General features: G+C 72.1%; 13 protein-coding genes. 10 read left to right on the top strand and 3 right to left on the bottom strand.

Annotated features, from left to right (window positions below):
* Positions 1-78 precede the first annotated feature (78 nt).
* Both AC3WLN_RS11940 and AC3WLN_RS11935 read right to left on the bottom strand, forming a co-directional pair.
* Complete coding sequence (locus AC3WLN_RS11940) at positions 79-2,604, bottom strand: PBP1A family penicillin-binding protein (protein WP_492481407.1); 2,526 nt, start codon at positions 2,602-2,604, stop codon at positions 79-81.
* Between the two features lie 105 nt (positions 2,605-2,709).
* The gene (locus AC3WLN_RS11935) at positions 2,710-3,354 is read right to left on the bottom strand and encodes an HdeD family acid-resistance protein (protein ID WP_463780682.1); all 645 of its coding nucleotides are present in this window, start codon (positions 3,352-3,354) and stop codon (positions 2,710-2,712) included.
* 266 nt (positions 3,355-3,620) lie between these two features.
* Between AC3WLN_RS11935 and AC3WLN_RS11930 the strand changes: the two genes are divergently transcribed.
* Both AC3WLN_RS11930 and AC3WLN_RS11925 read left to right on the top strand, forming a co-directional pair.
* Positions 3,621-4,919: an HlyD family secretion protein gene (locus AC3WLN_RS11930; RefSeq protein WP_492481405.1), complete on the top strand. Its 1,299-nt coding sequence runs from the start codon at positions 3,621-3,623 to the stop codon at positions 4,917-4,919.
* 13 nt (positions 4,920-4,932) lie between these two features.
* Positions 4,933-6,564 (top strand): DHA2 family efflux MFS transporter permease subunit, encoded by a 1,632-nt coding sequence (locus tag AC3WLN_RS11925; RefSeq protein ID WP_492481403.1) that lies wholly within the window; start codon positions 4,933-4,935, stop codon positions 6,562-6,564.
* A 1-nt stretch (position 6,565) separates the two neighbouring features.
* Here AC3WLN_RS11925 and AC3WLN_RS11920 read toward each other — a convergent pair whose 3' ends face one another.
* A complete protein-coding gene (locus AC3WLN_RS11920) occupies positions 6,566-7,753 on the bottom strand; it encodes a transglycosylase SLT domain-containing protein (protein ID WP_492481401.1) in 1,188 nt (395 codons plus the stop codon).
* Between the two features lie 314 nt (positions 7,754-8,067).
* Between AC3WLN_RS11920 and AC3WLN_RS11915 the strand changes: the two genes are divergently transcribed.
* The 8 genes from AC3WLN_RS11915 to AC3WLN_RS11880 all read left to right on the top strand — a co-directional run.
* Entirely contained in the window at positions 8,068-9,261 is a 1,194-nt protein-coding gene (locus AC3WLN_RS11915) for an inositol-3-phosphate synthase (protein ID WP_492481399.1), read from the top strand.
* Positions 9,261-10,184, top strand: a complete 924-nt coding sequence (locus AC3WLN_RS11910; RefSeq protein WP_492481397.1) for a hypothetical protein — start codon at positions 9,261-9,263, stop codon at positions 10,182-10,184. The genes AC3WLN_RS11915 and AC3WLN_RS11910 overlap by 1 nt, the downstream gene beginning before the upstream one ends.
* Positions 10,185-10,215: 31 nt before the next feature.
* Positions 10,216-11,400 carry a class I SAM-dependent methyltransferase gene (locus AC3WLN_RS11905; RefSeq protein ID WP_492481395.1) on the top strand — a complete coding sequence of 395 codons (1,185 nt, stop codon included), beginning with the start codon at positions 10,216-10,218 and terminating at the stop codon, positions 11,398-11,400.
* Positions 11,400-12,416, top strand: a complete 1,017-nt coding sequence (locus tag AC3WLN_RS11900) for a Gfo/Idh/MocA family protein (RefSeq protein WP_492481393.1) — start codon at positions 11,400-11,402, stop codon at positions 12,414-12,416. The genes AC3WLN_RS11905 and AC3WLN_RS11900 overlap by 1 nt, the downstream gene beginning before the upstream one ends.
* 19 nt (positions 12,417-12,435) lie before the next feature.
* Entirely contained in the window at positions 12,436-14,025 is a 1,590-nt protein-coding gene (locus tag AC3WLN_RS11895) for a YcaO-like family protein (RefSeq protein ID WP_492481391.1), read from the top strand.
* Positions 14,022-14,867 carry a sugar phosphate isomerase/epimerase family protein gene (locus tag AC3WLN_RS11890; RefSeq protein ID WP_492481389.1) on the top strand — a complete coding sequence of 282 codons (846 nt, stop codon included), beginning with the start codon at positions 14,022-14,024 and terminating at the stop codon, positions 14,865-14,867. The genes AC3WLN_RS11895 and AC3WLN_RS11890 overlap by 4 nt, the downstream gene beginning before the upstream one ends.
* Positions 14,864-16,087, top strand: coding sequence for a glycosyltransferase family 4 protein (locus AC3WLN_RS11885; RefSeq protein WP_492481387.1), 1,224 nt, complete (start codon positions 14,864-14,866; stop codon positions 16,085-16,087). The genes AC3WLN_RS11890 and AC3WLN_RS11885 overlap by 4 nt, the downstream gene beginning before the upstream one ends.
* A 4-nt stretch (positions 16,088-16,091) precedes the next feature.
* The coding region (locus AC3WLN_RS11880) for a PIG-L deacetylase family protein (protein WP_492481385.1) at positions 16,092-16,819 on the top strand (728 nt) is incomplete at its 3' end.

The raw sequence follows: 16,819 nt of genomic DNA, 5'->3' as shown, positions 1-16,819 counted from the left end.
GCAGACTCCCAAACTCGTTGCAGGCCCACCATCCTGACGGGCGCGGCGGGAGACCACAACCTCTGGCTGGCCTCCCCCCTACCGCCGCCGGCCCCAGATGCCGGCGCGTTCGGAGCGGGCCTGCTCCTCGGCGGCCAGGAGATCGGCCGGGGCGTCCTCGGCGGCGCGGGCGCCGCCGGCGGTGAGGATCAGCGAGGCGAGGTCGTCGCCGTCGATCTGGCAGCGGAGCTGCTCGGCGGCCGCGTCGGCCCCGGCCGGCGGGGCGCAGGTCACCTCCCGGCGGCGCAGGTAGCGGGCGAGCTGGCGGGCGAGCGCCCCGCCCTCCCCCTCGACCCCGAGGAGACGGACGGTGCGGCCCCGGAAGGCCAGGGTGCCGGTGTCGACCACCTCGGGCACGCCGCGCACGCCCGGCGCGGCGTTGGCCGCGACCTCGCGGGCGGGCGCCGGCTCGGCGCGGGCGGGCTCGCCCCGCGCCGCGGACGGGCGCTTGCGGCCCTTGGCCAGCTGCGCCGTGGCCCGCTGGACGAAGTCGTGGAAGATGCTCGCCGGGAGGTCGCCGCCGCCGACGCGGTTCATGGACGCATTGTCGTCGTTGCCGACCCAGATCCCGACGACGAGGTCCGGCGTCATGCCGATGAACCAGGCGTCGCGGTAATCCTGGGTCGTCCCGGTCTTGCCGCCCACCGGCAGGCCGGAGACCCGGGCGCCCTTGCCGGTGCCGCCGTCGACCACGGCCTGGAGGGAATCGAGCATCATCGCCCGGGCCTCGGTGGGGATCGCGGTGCCGCCCTTGGCGTCAGCGCGCAGGTAGAGCGGCTGGGGCTGGGCGCCCCGGATCGCGTGGACGCTGTGCGTGTCCACCGGCGCGGCCCCGGCCAGCACCCCCGCATAGGCGCGGGTCATCTCCAAGAGGGTGACCTCGGCCGAACCGAGGGCGAGGCTCGGCACGTTGGGCAGGTCCGAGGTCACGCCCATCCGGCGGGCGGTGGCGATCACGGCCGGGATGCCGACCTCGTCGGCGAGCTGGGCCGCCACGGTGTTCACCGATTGCGCGAAGGCGCTGCGCAGGGGCATCGCCCCCTTGAAGCGCCCGGTGGAATTCTGCGGTTCCCAGTCGCCGATCTGGATCGGCCGGTCGACCAGCACCGTCTCGGGATTGAAGCCGGTCTCGTAGGCCGTGAGGTAGACGAAGAGCTTGAACAGCGAGCCGGCCTGGCGCTTGGCCTGGGTGGCGCGGTTGAACTGGCTGTCCTCGTAATCGCGCCCGCCCACCATGGCGAGGATCGCGCCCTCCTTGTTGAGCACCACCATGGCGCCCTGGCCGGCCTTCTTCTTCGCCCCCTCGGCGTCGAGGCGGCGGGCGACGACGCCCTCGGCCAGACTCTGCAGGTCGAGGTTGAGGGTGGTGCGCACGGTGACGTCGCCGGGCGCGTCGGCGAGCTTCTTGGCCTCCGTCGAGACCATGTCGAGGAAGTAGTTCGTGCCCGGCGGCGTCTCGGGGGGCGTGCGCAGGGTGATGGTCTGGGCCCGGGCCTTGTCGGCCTCGGCGGCCGTGATGGCGCCGGTCTCCACCATGGTCTGCAGCACCACGTCGGCGCGCTCCTTGGCGCCGCCGAAATTGCGCGTCGGGGCCAGCTGCGAGGGCGCGCGCACGAGGCCGGCCAGCATCGCGGCCTCCGGCAGGGTCAGCGCCTTGGCGCCCTTGCCGAAGTAGCGCCGGGCCGCCGCGTCGATGCCGTAGGCGCCCGCGCCGAAATAGGCGGTGTTGAGGTAGCCGAGCAGGATCTCGTCCTTCGACATCGTCGCCTCAAGGCGCAGGGCCAGGAACGCCTCCTGGATCTTGCGGCGCAGGGTCTTCTCCTGGTTCAGGGAGGTCAGACGGGCGTATTGCTGCGTGATCGTCGAGCCGCCCTCGCGCACGCCCCCGCCGAGGGCGTTGCGGTAGACGGCCCGCAGCAGGCCGCGGGGGTCGATGCCCCAGTGCTCGCGAAAACGCCGGTCCTCGATGGCGATGATCGCCTGACCGAGATGAGGCGGCATCTCGGCGGCGGTGAGCTTCTGGCCCTGGAAGGCGCCGCGGGTGGCGAAGACCCGGCCGTCATCGGCCTCGACGGTGAGCGCTCGCTGGCCGGCCTCCGGCACGACCCCGCCGAGGGGCGGCAGGGTGACGAAGCTGTAGAGGACGAGCCCGGCGAGGAACAGGACGGGCAGCAGGACCAGCGCCAGGGCGGCGGCGATCCAGGGGTGGCGGCGCAGGCGCGCCGGCAGCGCGCCGGCGGAAGGGGGCGCGCCGACGGAGGCTGTCGTCGCGGATGCGGTGGCGGGTGCGGCGGCGGACGCGCGGGTCCGGAAGCGGCCGGCGAGGTCCTGCCAGGCGGGGCCAGCCGCCCGGGCCGCCCCGGCGGCGCGCCGTCCCGCCCCGCGGGCCGCGCCGGCGGCCAGCACGCCGAGCTGCCGGCCGAGGATGCGGGCCGCGGCAGCGGCTTCCCGGGCGGCGGCGCGCGTGTCCTCCACCTCGCGCGGTCCGGCCGTCCCGTCCGCGGGCGCCGGCTTGGGCGGGTTCGCCCTCTCGTGGCTCGGGCGGTCCGGGTCGGGGGAGGTCATCGGGGGCCATGGTCACGGGGAGCGGCGCCCGTGCGCCGAGCGGTGCTCGACCGCCGGGCGCCGGGTGCTGTCCGCCCGGTTCTAGACCATCTCGCCCGGGCAAAGCTACGCCGTTCCGGGCCGTCCCAGGGGGCCGGGCCGGCCGGCCTCGGCGTGGCGGCCGCGCAGGCGGAAGGCCAGGATCACCAGCAGGACGCCGAAGGCCATCGTGTAGCTGCCGATCCACCAGGTCAGGACCAGGGCCGACATGCCCGGATTGATCAGCAGCGCGATGCCGAACAGGATGGAGACCGCCCCCCCGAGCACCAGCCACCAGCGCCCGTAATGGGCATGCAGGCGGAAGGCCGCCGCGATCATCAGGCCGCCGGTGACGAGCGCCCAGAAGGCCACGAGGTAGACGAAGGCCCAGACGGCGGCCGCCGGCACCAGCACCGCCGCGACGCCGACGACGATGTCGAGCAGGCCTTCCATGAGGAGGAAGCCCCAGCGCTCGTGCCGCTGGGCGGCCCGCACCGAGGCGACGATGCCCACGATGCCGTCGACCAGCATGTAGGCGGCGAAGAACAGGACCAGCGACAGGACGAAGGCGCCCGGGGCCACGAAGGCGATCAGCCCGAACAGGATGGCGACGACGCCCCGCAGGGCCACCAGCCACCAGTTGCGGGCGAGGACCGTGCTCATCGCATCGAGCCGGGCGAGGCCGCCCGGACCGGCGACACCCGGTGGGATCAGGGGAGAACCGGCCGACATACGCGCCTCCTGCAGGTTGCGGACGAACCGGGTCCCGTCCGCCGGGCCCTCCATGAGCCCGGCTCCCGCCCGGTCGGACATCCATCCGCCAAGCCCCAGAACGCAGGCCGGATTTCGGGCGTTCCCTCCGGCCGCGGACGGGACCCGCAATTGTGATCCGCCCCTGGAACAATCGCCCCCGCGCCTTCTTGTTGTGGCCGAGGCGGGAGTTTCGGGCGGCGCGGTTTCGATCGCGCGGCCCCTGGATGCGTGCGGACGATCGGTCGATGCTTCAGGACCAGCAGACCGTGGGGCTCCGGCCCTCACGAGACGATGCGGCGCGGCCGTCCGACCCCCACGGCCGGCCACCCGCCGCCGGAGCGGCGACCGGGCGGAGCTCCGCGGGCGAGGCCCCGCCCGCGGAGGGCCGGAAGCGGAACGACGGCGACGACGCCGAGAACGCTCCGCAGGACGAGACGCCGTCGGAGGACGAAGACGCCCCGGACTCCGGAAACGCTTCGGACGACCGGAATTCGGGCGACGAGGCTGCGCGCCGGCCGAACATCCTGCGCCGGCATCCGTTCTGGGCCCTCGGCATCGCGGTCGCGGTGGTCGCCCTGGCGGCCGGGGCCTACCTCTACTGGCTGACCCGGCTGCATCCCTACGAATCCACCGACGACGCCTTCGTGGACGCCCGGCAATTCTCCATCGCCCCCAAGGTCGCCGGCTACATCGTCGCGGTGCCGGTCACCGACAACCAGCATGTCGAGGCCGGGGCGGTGCTGTTCCAGATCGACCGGCGCGACTACGAGGTGGCCCTGGCGCAGGCCCGCGCGCAGGTCGCCTCCGCCGAGGCCTCGATCCGGAACTTCGACGCGCAGATCGAGGGCCAGAAGGCCCAGGTCGCGGCCTCGCAGGCGGAGGTGACGCAGGCCGAGGCCTCCCTGAAATTCGCCCGCGAGGACGCGGCGCGCTACCGGGACCTCGCCGAGAAGGGCGCCGGCACGATCCAGCGCTCGCAATCCTCGTCCTCGACCCTCGACCAGCAGCAGGCCGCCTACGACCGGGCGCGGGCGAACGTCGTCGCGGCCCGCACCCAGGTCGGCGCGCTCGACGCGCAGAAGGCGGGGGCCGAGGCCAGCCTCGCCACCGGCAAGGCCCAGGTGGCGCAGGCCGAACTCAACCTCGGCTACACCACCATGACGGCGGCCCAGCCGGGCCGGGTGGTGCAACTCTCGGGCGCCAAGGGCCAGTTCGCCCAGGCCGGCCAGACCCTGTCGACCTTCGTGCCCGACGACATCTGGGTGGTCGCCAACTACAAGGAGACGCAGATCACCGACATGCGGCCGGGCCAGCACGCCGACATCGAGATCGACGCCTATCCGGAGCGCAAGATCACCGGGCACGTGGATTCCGTGCAGCCCGGCTCCGGCACCGCCTTCAGCCTGCTCCCGGCCCAGAACGCCACCGGCAACTACGTGAAGGTGGTCCAGCGCATTCCGGTGAAGATCGTCGTCGACCAGTGGCCGACCGACGTCGCCATCGGCCCCGGCATGTCGATCGTGCCCCGGGTCCACGTCCGGTGACGGGGACCGCGCGGTGAGCGCCGCGGCGGCGCAGGCGGGCGGCGGCAAGGCCGGGGGGAAGCCGGGTGCCTCGGGCAAGGCGCCGGGCGGGCACAATCCCTGGGCCATCGCCCTCGTGGTCTCCCTGGCGACCTTCATGGAGGTGCTCGACACCACCATCGCCAACGTGGCCCTGCGCTACATCTCCGGCGGCCTCGCGGTCGGCCCGGACGAGGCGGCCTGGGTGGTGACGAGCTACCTCGTCGCCAACGCCATCGTGCTCACCGCCTCGAGCTTCCTCGCCAAGCGCTTCGGCCGCAAGGCGTTCTTCATGTGGAGCATCGCGCTCTTCACCGTGGCCTCGGTGCTGTGCGGCTTCGCCTGGAACCTCGAATCGCTGCTGGTCTTCCGCGTGCTCCAGGGCCTCGGCGGCGGCGGCATGGCGCCGCTGGCCCAGTCGATCCTGGCCGATTCGTTTCCCCCCGCGAAGCGCGGCCAGGCCTTCGCCCTCTACGGCCTCGCCGTGGTGGTGGCGCCCGTGGTCGGGCCGACGCTGGGCGGCTGGCTCTCCGACAACGTCTCCTGGCACTGGTGCTTCCTGATCAACGGCCCGATCGGGTTGATCGCCCTCGGGCTGATGCATGTGCTGTTGGAGGACCCGCCGGGGGCGGTGGCGGAGCGCCGGCGCCTGCGCCGCGCGGGTGTGCGCTTCGACCTCGTGGGATTCCTGCTCGTCGCCACCTTCCTCGGCGCACTCGAGGTCGTCCTCGACGAGGGCCAGCGCAAGGACTGGTTCGGCTCCAACTTCATCGTCGTGTTCGCGGTGATCTGCGCCGTCGCCTTCGTGGCGATGATCCCCTGGGAGCTGACCCGGAAGAACCCGGTGGTGGATCTGCGGCTCCTGGGCAGCCGCCAGTTCGGCTCGTGCTTCCTGGTGATGATGGCCACCGGCGCGATCCTGATCGCAACGACGCAGTTCGTGCCGCAGCTGGTGCAGGAATATTACGGCTACACCGCCACGCTGGCCGGCCTCGTCCTGGCCCCGGGCGGGCTCGTGACGGTGTTCATGATGCTGGTGATCGGCCGCCTCTCGGGGAAGGTGCAGCCGAAATACCTGATCGCCCTGGGCGCCGCGATCGTCTCGGCGGCGATGTACGACCTGACGCGGCTCTACGGCGACACCAGCTTCTGGTTCTTCGCCTGGTCGCGCATCTACATCGGCATCGGCCTGCCGATGATCTTCATCTCGATCACCGCCGCCTCCTACGAGGGCATCGACAAGGGGCAGACCGACCAGGCCTCGGCGCTGATCAACGTCGCCCGCAACGTCGGCGGCTCGATGGGCGTCAGCCTCGCCCAGAACGTGCTCGCCTACCGGCAGCAGTTCCACCAGAGCCGCCTGGGGGAAAGCATCTCCAGCGCCAACCCGAACTACCAGGAGACCCTGCGGGCGGCGACGCAGTACTTCCAGGCCCACGGGGCCTCCGGCGTCGAGGCGCAGAACCAGGCCATCGCCTGGATCGGCCAGCAGCTCCAGACCCAGGTGGCGTACTGGGGCTACATCGACGTGTTCTGGTCGCTCTGCCTCGTCTCGGGAGCGGCGGTGCCGCTCGCGATGATCCTCAGCAAGGTCAAGCTCGGCGGCGGGGCGCCGGCCGGACACTGACTCACTCGGCCGGCGCGGTCGCCTCGGTGACCTGGACGCGCCCGGCCTGGACCGGGACGGGGGCCGCGTCGGTCTCGATCTCCGTGAGGGTGACCTCGGATTTCAGCTCCGGGGCCGCCAGGGCGGCGACGCCCTCGTAGCGGTCGAGGCGGCGGTCGATCATGCCGCCGATCTTCTCGCGGACCTCGGCGACGGTCAGGCTCCGGCGGCCCTTGCCGGCCTTCTCGGTGAACAGGCTGCGGTTCGCCTTCGCCGCGGCCTTGAACACCTGCTTGGCGACCTGGCCCGGCTTCTCGGCGGTGAGCTCGAGGAAGCGGCCGGCGCTGGCGGTGCCGAGGAAATGCGCGAAGTAGAGCTCGGCGGTGGAGAGATCGCGGCCGATGCGCTGCTCGATCCGGCCCTTGTCGCGGTTGATGAGTTCCCCGGCCATCAGGGCGGCGACGTAGGGGTCCTGGCGCAGGCGCAGGACGCGGCTGCGCATCCCCTCGTCGGGAATCGTGATGGCGCTGCCACGGCCCTTCACCGCCGCCGCCTCCTCGGCGAGCCCGTGGCGGGCGCCGTAGGTGCGGATGAGCTCGAGCCAGGTGCCCGACAGGAACTGGAACAGGCCCTCGGCGGAGGAGGTCGAGGCCCTCACGGTGGTCGAGAAGCTCGATTCCTTGTCGGCCAGCGCCATCATGTAGACCGGGTCGACGCCCGTCTCGGTGGCGGCCCGCAGGATGGTGTCGACGATCTCGCGCGGCACGGCCATGTCGCCGAAGCGCAGGCGCTCGGCGCCGGAGGCGTCGCGGCTCGGGGCGAGGCTCGCGAGGTCGCTCTCGATCAGCGCCGCAGTCGCGGGTTCCTGCTCGATCAGCGGAACCCCGGCCCAGTCGGACGCGTTGGATGCGTCGGAGACCGGCGCGGGCGGGGTCCGGACCAGAGCCTGCGCCGACAGGGCGCGCTCGTCGATCCGGTCATGGGCCGCCGCGGCCGGGGCCAGGGCGTTCTGCGGCAGGGCGCCGCCCAGGAGCGCGCCCGTCACGAGGGTCGCGAGGGTGCGGCGGCGAAGGGTGGCGAAGGTCCGGCGCGTCCGGCGCTCGGTCCGCGGCAGCCACGCCACGGTCGGGTCTGCGTCGAAGGTCTCGTTGGGCACGAGACGGCTCACGTCGTCGGCGCAGGGCGCCGGCTCCGGGAAAACCCCCATCATTGGTCCTTGTTCGTACCGCCGCCTTCGTCGGGCGCGGCTTCGTTGTCGTTCAGCGAGGGGACGTCTCGCCGGTCGCTGTGACCAGAATGGGACAGCTCCGTGATTCAACGATGGCAGGCTTAACGATGGGTTAAGCCATTGTATTTACGATTTTTTAACGCTTCGTTCCGGTGCCGTTCAGGCGTACCGCGTCAAAAAGGCGTCCTGGCCAGGGTTGGAACGCAACCCCGGAAGCCCAGTTAGTGAGGGCTGAGCGGAACGGCCCCCAGGTTGGGACAGGCTCCCGTTCGCCTGAAGAAGGAAGCCGTTTCCCAATGAGCATGCAGACCGGTCGCCGCGTCGGCGTTGCCTTCGTGGGCATGGGTGGGGCTGTCGCCACCACTGCCATCGCTGGCATCGAGATGATTAAATCCGGATCGAACCGCCTTGATGGCCTGCCCCTCGCGGGTGTTCCCGTCGCCGGGATGGCCGATTACAAGGACCTCGTGTTCGGCGGATGGGACCTGAACGACGATGACCTCGCCTCTGCCGCGACCGGCCACGGCGTCCTCACCGCCCAGGATATCGAGAACGGCGCCCAGGTCCTGAAGGGCATCAAGCCCTGGCCGGCCGTCGGCAGCGCCAAGTTCTGCAAGAACATCGAGGGTGCCAACCGCATCGTCGCCAAGGACCACCGCGAGGCGGTCTCCGTGATTGCCAACGACCTGCGCCGCTTCAAGGCCGAGAGCAATCTCGACGAGGTCGTGGTGATCAACCTCGCCTCCACCGAGCGCTGGCCGGATCTGTCCGACCCGACCCTGAACTCGACGGCGGCCTTCGAGAAGGGCCTCGACAGCAGCGACGAGTCGATCAGCCCGGCGATGCTCTACGCCTACGCGGCGATCAAGAGCGGCGTGCCCTACGCGAACTTCACCCCCAGCGTCGCCGCCGACGTGCCCGCCCTGCTCGAACTCGCCAAGGAGATGAACGTCCCCGTGGCCGGCAAGGACGGCAAGACCGGCCAGACCATGATGAAGACGGTCCTGGCCCCGGCCCTCAAGGCCCGCGCCCTGCACGTGGACGGCTGGTTCTCCACCAACATCCTCGGCAACCGCGACGGTCTGGCGCTCAACGACAAGGACTCGCTCCAGTCGAAGCTCAACACCAAGGGCACGGTGCTCGACTCGATCCTCGGCTACCCGGTCGAGGACCACCTCGTGCACATTCACTATTATCGCCCCCGCGGTGACGACAAGGAAGCCTGGGACAACATCGACGTCACCGGGTTCCTGGGTCAGCGGATGCAGATCAAGGTCAACTTCCTCTGCAAGGACTCGATCCTGGCGGCCCCCCTCGTCATCGAGATCGCCCGCGTCCTCGATCTGGCCAAGAAGCGCGGCGACGGCGGCCCCCAGGAGCAGCTCTCGAGCTTCTTCAAGGCCCCGATGGTGAAGAACGGCCACGGCCCCGAGCATGATTTCGGCAAGCAGCAGACCATGCTGCTCGATTGGCTCGGCGGCACGCACTGATGTCGACGCGGACGGAGGGCGCCGGTCCCGCGGCCCCGCTGGCGCTTCGCGCCCTCCTCGTCGAGGTCAACGACCTCAAGCGCGTGCACTCCGCCGGGCGAACCGGCTCCATCGCGGAGCGCCTGTTCGCGCAGGGCTGGGGCGCCCTCACGGGGGGCGCCGCGCCGGAGGCCGTCGCCCTCGACATCACCGCCAAGGCGCTCGCCGCCGCCCGCCTCTGCGACCTCGACGCCGCCTTCCTCGGCGCCGCCGGGCTCGACGCGCAGGCGACGGCCGACATCCTGGTCTCCGGCTTCGACGCCGTCACCGACAGCGTCGAAGCCGGCCTGCGGGACCGCCTCCGCGCGGCCCTGCGCGCGCCGGCGAGCTTCGCGCAGGGTCCCCTGCCGGGCTTCGTCGCCGCCCTGGCGCACCAGCCGCGGGCCGGCGTGACCTGCCCCGGTAAGCCCCGCATCCTGCTGGAGCCGCCGGAGAACCATGCCGAGCACTGCCTGATGGTGGCGGTCTACGGCGTCGTGCTGAGCCCGTTCTACCGGGCCGACCCGACCCTGGTCTTCCTCGCCGCGATGGCCCACCACTTCCACAACGCGGCGATGCCCGATGCCGGCTTCACCGGCGAGATGCTGCTCGGCGACCACCTCCTGCCGATCATGGCCCGGACCACGCGATGGGCCCTCGACGAGCTCGACCCGGCCCTGCGCGAGACGGTCGAGCGGGCGCGCGCCGTCCTGCCCGACGACGCCACGGCGGAGGGCCGCGCCTTCCATGCCGCCGACTGCATCGACCGGGTGCTGCAGATCGCCCAGCACCTGCGGGCCGCGACCCTGACCATGGGCACGGTCCTCGACGAGATGGAGCTCGTCCATGCGGGTCCGGTGAAGGGCTTCCACGACCGGGTGCTGAAGGACATGCAGATCCCGTGATCTCTCCTCGCGACCGCGCGGGCGCCCCGTCATGATCCCCTTCGATCTTCGCTCGCCGGAGACCGGCGAGCCCCTCAAGGCCGACACCCCGCACTCGCTCCGCGAGGCCCAGAGCGGCGCGCGCTGGCCGGTGATCGACGGCATCCCCTATCTGCGGACCAACCGCACCGATCTCGTCGCGCGGACCCTGACGCTGCTCGATGCCGGCGAGGCCGACCTCGCCCTCGAAGGCCTGCTGGCCGACCAGGACGATTGGTGGACCGGCCCGCCGGCCGACCCTCTCGACCTGCACGAACTGGTCCGCGAGCGGGACCAACGCTCCCTGCGCGACGCCGTGCGCCTGCTCGGCTGGGGCCGGGTCGGCGACTACTTCCTGCATCGCTGGTCCGACCCGACCTTCCTGGCCGGGCTCACCCTCCTCGAAGCGCACTGGAACGACCCGGTCTGCGTGTTCGAGTTCGCCTGCGGCATCGGCCATTACCTGCGCGAGTTCCAGACCCGCGGCATCAAGGTCTCGGGCGCCGACGTGGTCTTCGCCAAGCTCTGGGTCGCCCGGCACTGGGTGGTCGGCAAGGCGGCGCAGCTCGTCTGCTTCGATGCCAACGCGCCCCATTGGCCGATCCCGGGCGCGCCGGTCGACCTCGTGGTCTGCAACGACGCGTTCTACTTCCTCGACCGCAAGGCCGAGGTGCTGGACTGCCTGCGCCAGAATGCCGGCGACGACGGCTGGCTCGCCGTCAGCCACATCCACAACAGCGACCGGCCCGGCTTCTCGGCGGGACGCGCGGTCTCGGCGGCCGAGATCGACGAGCTCTTTCCCGACGGTCTCGTCTACGACGACGCGGACCTGACCCGCGCCCTGGTGGAACGGCGCGCGCCCGCCCCCCGCAAGCCCCAGGATCTGGCGGGCTGCGAGGCCTTCTCGGTGGTGGCGGGACCCGGCATGCGCCCGGCCCCCCGCCCCGTGATCGACGGCATCACCGTGCCGCGCCCCGGCCGGACGCTCCGCCTCAACCCGCTCTACGGCGCCGACGGGAAGGATCGCCACGCGATCCGCTGGCCGTCCGAGCGCTACGAGGCCGAATACGCGGCCCGGGCCACCTATCCGGACACCTTCACGGGTCCGGACAGCCTCGACTGGCAGGGCGAACTCGAGGCCCCCGAGGCAGACCGGGTCCGCGACCGGACCTATGTCGACCTGCCGGAGCGCTGGTGATGGCATCCCCGGACCAGGGCCCCGTCGCCTGGGGCATCGTCGGCTACGGCTGGGTCGCGCGCGACTACATGGCGCCGGGCATCCGCGCGGCCGGGCACCGGCTCGTGGCCGTCGCCGATCCGGGCGAGGCCTCGCGCGCCGCGGCCGAGGCCGAGGGCGCCCGGGCCTATGCGCGGCTCCAGGATCTCGTGAACGATCCCGAGGTGGAGGCGGTCTACGTCGCCACGCCGAACCACCTCCACCGGGAGGCGATCGAGGCCCTGGCCGGCTCCGGCAAGGCCATCCTCTGCGAGAAGCCCATGGCGGCCTCGCTCGCCGACGCCGAGGCGATGGTGGCGGCTCTGCGCGGCGGCGACACCTTCTACGGCACCGCCTTCGACCAGCGCCACCACCCGGCCCACCGGGCCATGCGGGCCGCCATCCGCGCGGGCCGGCTCGGCACCGTGACGGCGATCCGCATCGTCTATGCCTGCTGGCTGCCAAAGGCATGGACCTCCTTCACCGGCCAGGACAACTGGCGCATCGACCCGGCCAAGGCCGGCGGCGGCGCCCTGATGGATCTCGCGCCCCACGGCCTCGACCTCGTCGATTTCCTCCTCGACGAATCGATCCACGACCTCGCCGCCCTGACCCAGGCCCGCGCCCAGGACTACGCCGTCGACGACGGCGCCCTCCTGATCGGGCGCACGCCGTCCGGAATCCTCGCCAACCTGCACGTCGCCTACAATTGCCCGGACGCCCTGCCCCGCCGCCGCCTCGAAGTGACCGGCACGAAGGGGCTCCTCACCGCCATCGACACGATGGGCCAGGTGGCGGGCGGCACCCTGTCGTTCACCGACGGGTCAACCGGCGCATCGGACACTCTGCCCTTCGACGGGGAAGCCTCGCCCTTCCTCGAACAGGTGAAGGCCTTCGGCTCGGCCCTGCGCCGGCCGGAGGAGCGCGAGGCCTACAGCGCCACCCGCGACCTCCACACCATGCGCTTGCTGGCCCGCGCCTACGCCGCGTTGCCCTGAGGAACGGAACACCACGACCGTGAACGAGCAGGACCAGGACGACCGCGCCCGCCACAGCCGGATCAAGGCGCCGCGCGCCTACCGCTACGGCGCCCCCCGCCGGATCGAGGGCCTGCCGGCCGCTCTGCCCGAGCCGGTGCGCGCCTATCTCGACATCCTGCCGGAGGGCCGCATCGTCGGCTTCCCCCTGGCGCCCCTCGACCGCACCGGCATCCCGGTCTGGTTCGTGTCGCTGTTCCTCGACGATCCCTTCTTCGTCGGCGCCATGCCGAGCGGCATCGGCTACGGCGCCACCGACGACGAGGCCATCATCGGCGCGGTTGCGGAGATCGCCGAGAACCTGATGCCGTCGCTGGCCGTCATGCCGCGCAAGAAGGAGCGCGCCAGCTACGACGACCTCGTGCGGGTCTACGGCACCGGCGCGGTCGCCGATCCCCTCACCCTGTGCCTGCCGGCCGGCAGCCCGGTGGGGCGCGCCACGACGCTCGAATGGACGCCCGCGATCCGCGCCCGCACCGGCGAGACCGTGCTGATGCCGCTCGACATCGCCGCCACCGACTATTTCGAGCTGTCGGAGGGCTACAAGCCCTTCACCAACCTCATCACCAACGGCCTCGGCGCCGGGCCGGACGTGGACTTCGCGCTGGGCCACGGCCTGCTCGAACTCCTGCAGCGCGACGGCAACGGCCTGCTGTTCCGCGCCCTCGACCAGGGCGTGGTGCTCGACCTCTCGGAGGGCCTCGGCCCCGAGACGCGCGGCATGCTCGACCGGCTGGAGTCCCTCGGGATCAAGGCCCTGCCGAAATTCGCCACCGACCAGTTCGGCCTGACCAACCTCTACGTCGTCGGCCACGACCGGAACCTCGCCGACACGCCGGTACCGATCGCCCTCTCGGCCTGCGGCGAGGCCTGCGACCCGGACCGCGAGCGGGCGCTGCGCAAGGCGCTCCTCGAATTCCAGGCCGCCCGCGTGCGCAAGGCCTTCGGCCACGGGCCGCTGGCCTTCGCCGAGCGGGTCACGCCCCCGGGCTACGTCAAGGCCTTCATCGACAAGGCGTTGCCGAGCCTCGATCTCGAGGAGAGCCGCGCCCTGAAGGCGATGCTCGAATGGATCGTCCAGCCGCCGGAGGGCATCGCCGCGACCTTGCGCGACACCGTCTATTCCGAGCGCTCCACCAAGCGGTTCACCGACCTGCCGACCACGGAGGCGCCGGACGGCCATGCCCGCGGCCGCATCGCCCGCGAGCGCCTGGAGCAGGCCGGATTCGACGTCCTCTACGTCGACTGCTCGCCCCCCGGAGACCGGGTCGGCGTGGTCAAGGCGATCGTGCCGGGGCTCGAGGTCGAGACCATGAGCTACCACCGCATCGGCGCCCGCAACACGCAGAAGCTCATCGACCGCGACCATCCGCTGATCCGCTTCGGCGAGGCCACCGACACCCTCAAGCCCGTGCGCCTGACGCCCGAGGCGATCGCGCATTTCGGCGGCCAGCCCCTGTTCGACACCGCGCTCGCCGACCGGATCGTCGGCGCGCACTACCCGCTCTACCGGGAGCCGGAATCGCACCACGCGCCCTTCCGCCTGGAGCAGCAGGGCCGCGCCGCATGAGCCTGCGCTTCGCCTACAACACCAACGGCACCGCCCATCACCGCCTCGACGACGCGATCGACCTCATCGCCGAGGCCGGCTACCAGGGCGTGGCGCTGACCCTCGACATCCACCACCTCGACCCCTTCGCCGAGGCTTGGCTGCAGGAGGCGCAGCGGGTGTCGAGCCGCCTGCAGCGCCTCGGCCTCGGCTCGGTGATCGAGACCGGCGCGCGCTTCCTCCTCGACCCGAAGGCCAAGCACGAGCCGACCCTGGTGAGCGGCGACGCGACGGGGCGGGCGCGCCGCATCGGTTTCCTCAAGCGCGCCATCGACATCGGCGCCGTCCTGCAGTCCGAGGCGGTCTCGTTCTGGGCCGGCGTCCCGAAGCCCGGCATCGACCGGGACGAGGCCGGGGCCTGGCTGCGCGAGGGCCTGACGGAGGTCGTCGCCTACGCCGCCGAGCGGAACGTGGTCGCCTGCCTGGAGCCCGAGCCCGGGATGCTGATCGAGACGCTGGACGACTACGCCGCCCTCGACATCCCCGGCCTGCGGCTCGCCCTCGACACCGGCCACTGCCTCGTCACCGGTGAGCGCGACCCGGCCGCGGCGGTCGGCGAGTTCGCGGACCGGCTCGGCACCCTGGCCCTGGAGGACATGGCGCGGGGGGTCCACGTCCACCTGCCCTTCGGCGAGGGCGACATGGACGTGCCCGCGGTACTCGACGCCCTCGACGCGATCGGCTTTGACAAACTCATCTGCGTCGAGCTCTCCCGCGAGAGCCACCGCGCCGACCTGATGGTCCCGGCCTCGCTGCGATACCTGCGCGACTGCCGCAACCCGAACCCGGGAGCCTCCGCGTGAGGATCTGCTTCGTCTCGCGCCGCTACTTCCCGGCGATCTCCGGCATGAGCGTCTACGCCCAGAACCTCCTGCGCGAGCTGGTCGAGGCCGGCCACGACGTCACGATGATCTCGCAGTACCGCGGCGACGCCTTCGGCACCCGCGTCTATGGCGGCGGCCCGCCGCCCGCCGTGCCCGGCGTCACCGTCATCGGCCTGGAACAGGTCGGCGAGCAGGAGAACGGCGATTTCGAGCGCGACATCGACACGATGGTGGCGACGATCCTGGCCGAGCACGCGAAGAAGCCCTTCGACATCCTGCACGCGCAGTACGGCTATCCCACCGGCTGGGCGACCCTCCTGGCCGCGCGCGCCATCGGCGTGCCGAACGTCGTTTCGATCCAGGGCGGCGACGGCCACTGGGTCGGCTCCTGCTGCGAGACGCACCGGGTCGCCATGTGCGCGGTGCTGGCCCATGCCAACGCCCTGCTGATCGGCGGCGCCTCCTTCGTCGAGGAGGTCTGCGACCGGCTCGGCGCCGACCCCACGCGCTTCACCATCGTGCCCGGCGCCGTCGACACCGCCCGCTTCACCCCCGGCCCCGGCGACCATTCCGGCCCGGTGCGGCTGTTCTATCACGGCCGCGTCGACCGCCGGAAAGGCGTGCTCGACTTCATCGACGCCCTCGCGCTGCTGCGCGCCCGCGCCATCCCGTTCGCGGCGATCATCTCCGGCATCGGGCCGGACGTGGAGTCCTCGAAGGCCCGCGCGGCGGAGCTCAACTTCTCCGAGGCCGAGATCCGCTTCACCGGCTACGCCGAGTACGACACCGTGCCGGATCTCTACCGGGCGGCGGACGTCTTCGTGTCGCCGACCTACGCGGAGGGGTTCTCCAACACCATCCTGGAGGCGATGGCAGCCGGGCTCGCCGTGGTCTCGACCCACGCGGTCGGCGTCTCGGATTGCCTGCGCGACGGCGAGAACGGCCTCCTGGTCCAGCCGGGCGACGTGCCGGCCCTGGCCGACGCCCTCGCCCGGGTGATCGAGGACGCGCCCCTGCGGCGGCGCCTCGCCGAGGATGGCCTCGCCGAATGCCGGCGGGTCTATTCCTGGCGCGCGGTCGGCCGGCAGATCATGGACGTCTATGCCGGCATCGCGCAGGCCCGGCCCGCCACCGACTTCCCCACGGTGCTTCCGCACGATCCGTCCTGCCGCTTCCGCGCCGAACCGCACCTGCTCTGAGCCGATGCCCCGCGCGCTCGCCCTGTCGCCCCATCTCGACGACGCCGCCTTCTCCTGCGGCGGCCTCCTGCACGCCCTCGGGGCGGCGGGCTGGGACGTGGCGACCGTGACGGTCTTCACGGCCTCGGTGGCGAACCCCACCGGCTTCGCCCTCGCCTGCCAGACGGACAAGGGGCTCGGACCGGAGGTCGACTACATGGACCTGCGCCGGGCCGAGGATGCGGCGGCGATCCGCGCCCTGGGGCTGGCGGCGCCGCGCCACTGGCCCTTCCGCGAGGCGCCCCATCGCGGCTACGCCTCGGCCCCCGAGCTGTTCGGGGACGTCCGGGCCGAGGACGGGATCGTGCCCGACCTGACCCGCGCGATCCGGGCGATCCTCGCCGAGACGGCCCCCGACCTGATCCTCGCTCCCCAGGCCATCGGCGGCCATGTCGACCATGTCCAGGTGGTGCGGGCCCTCGACGCGGCCGAGCCCGCCGCGCCGATCCTGTGGTGGCGGGACTTTCCCTATACCGTGCGCGACCAGAATCCGAAGGAGCCCCTGCGCGCGCGCTTCGCCGCGCTGCCGGAGGCGGAGATCCGTTTCGGCCCCGAGGGCCTGGAGGCGAAGGCCGAGGCCTGCGCCGCCTACGCGACCCAGCTCGGCTTCCAGTTCGGCGGCCGCGAGGGTCTCGTCCGGCGCCTGGAGCAGGAGGGCGGCCGCGAGGTAGAGCGGTCCGATGGCCCGCCCGA

The sequence above is a fragment of the Methylobacterium sp. FW306-05-D genome (genome assembly GCF_058782155.1).
The sequence above is the reverse complement of the archived record's forward strand: the minus strand, read 5'-3'. Positions and strand labels throughout refer to the sequence as shown.

What these genes read in the sequence shown, in the direction of transcription:
- AC3WLN_RS11940 (WP_492481407.1), bottom strand. Translation starts at nt 2,604, where the DNA reads ATGACCTCCCCCGACCCGGACCGCCCGAGCCACGAGAGGGCGAACCCG.
- AC3WLN_RS11935 (WP_463780682.1), bottom strand. Translation starts at nt 3,354, where the DNA reads ATGTCGGCCGGTTCTCCCCTGATCCCACCGGGTGTCGCCGGTCCGGGC.
- AC3WLN_RS11930 (WP_492481405.1), top strand. Translation starts at nt 3,621, where the DNA reads ATGCTTCAGGACCAGCAGACCGTGGGGCTCCGGCCCTCACGAGACGAT.
- AC3WLN_RS11920 (WP_492481401.1), bottom strand. Translation starts at nt 7,753, where the DNA reads ATGATGGGGGTTTTCCCGGAGCCGGCGCCCTGCGCCGACGACGTGAGC.
- AC3WLN_RS11915 (WP_492481399.1), top strand. Translation starts at nt 8,068, where the DNA reads ATGAGCATGCAGACCGGTCGCCGCGTCGGCGTTGCCTTCGTGGGCATG.
- AC3WLN_RS11910 (WP_492481397.1), top strand. Translation starts at nt 9,261, where the DNA reads ATGTCGACGCGGACGGAGGGCGCCGGTCCCGCGGCCCCGCTGGCGCTT.
- AC3WLN_RS11905 (WP_492481395.1), top strand. Translation starts at nt 10,216, where the DNA reads ATGATCCCCTTCGATCTTCGCTCGCCGGAGACCGGCGAGCCCCTCAAG.
- AC3WLN_RS11900 (WP_492481393.1), top strand. Translation starts at nt 11,400, where the DNA reads ATGGCATCCCCGGACCAGGGCCCCGTCGCCTGGGGCATCGTCGGCTAC.
- AC3WLN_RS11890 (WP_492481389.1), top strand. Translation starts at nt 14,022, where the DNA reads ATGAGCCTGCGCTTCGCCTACAACACCAACGGCACCGCCCATCACCGC.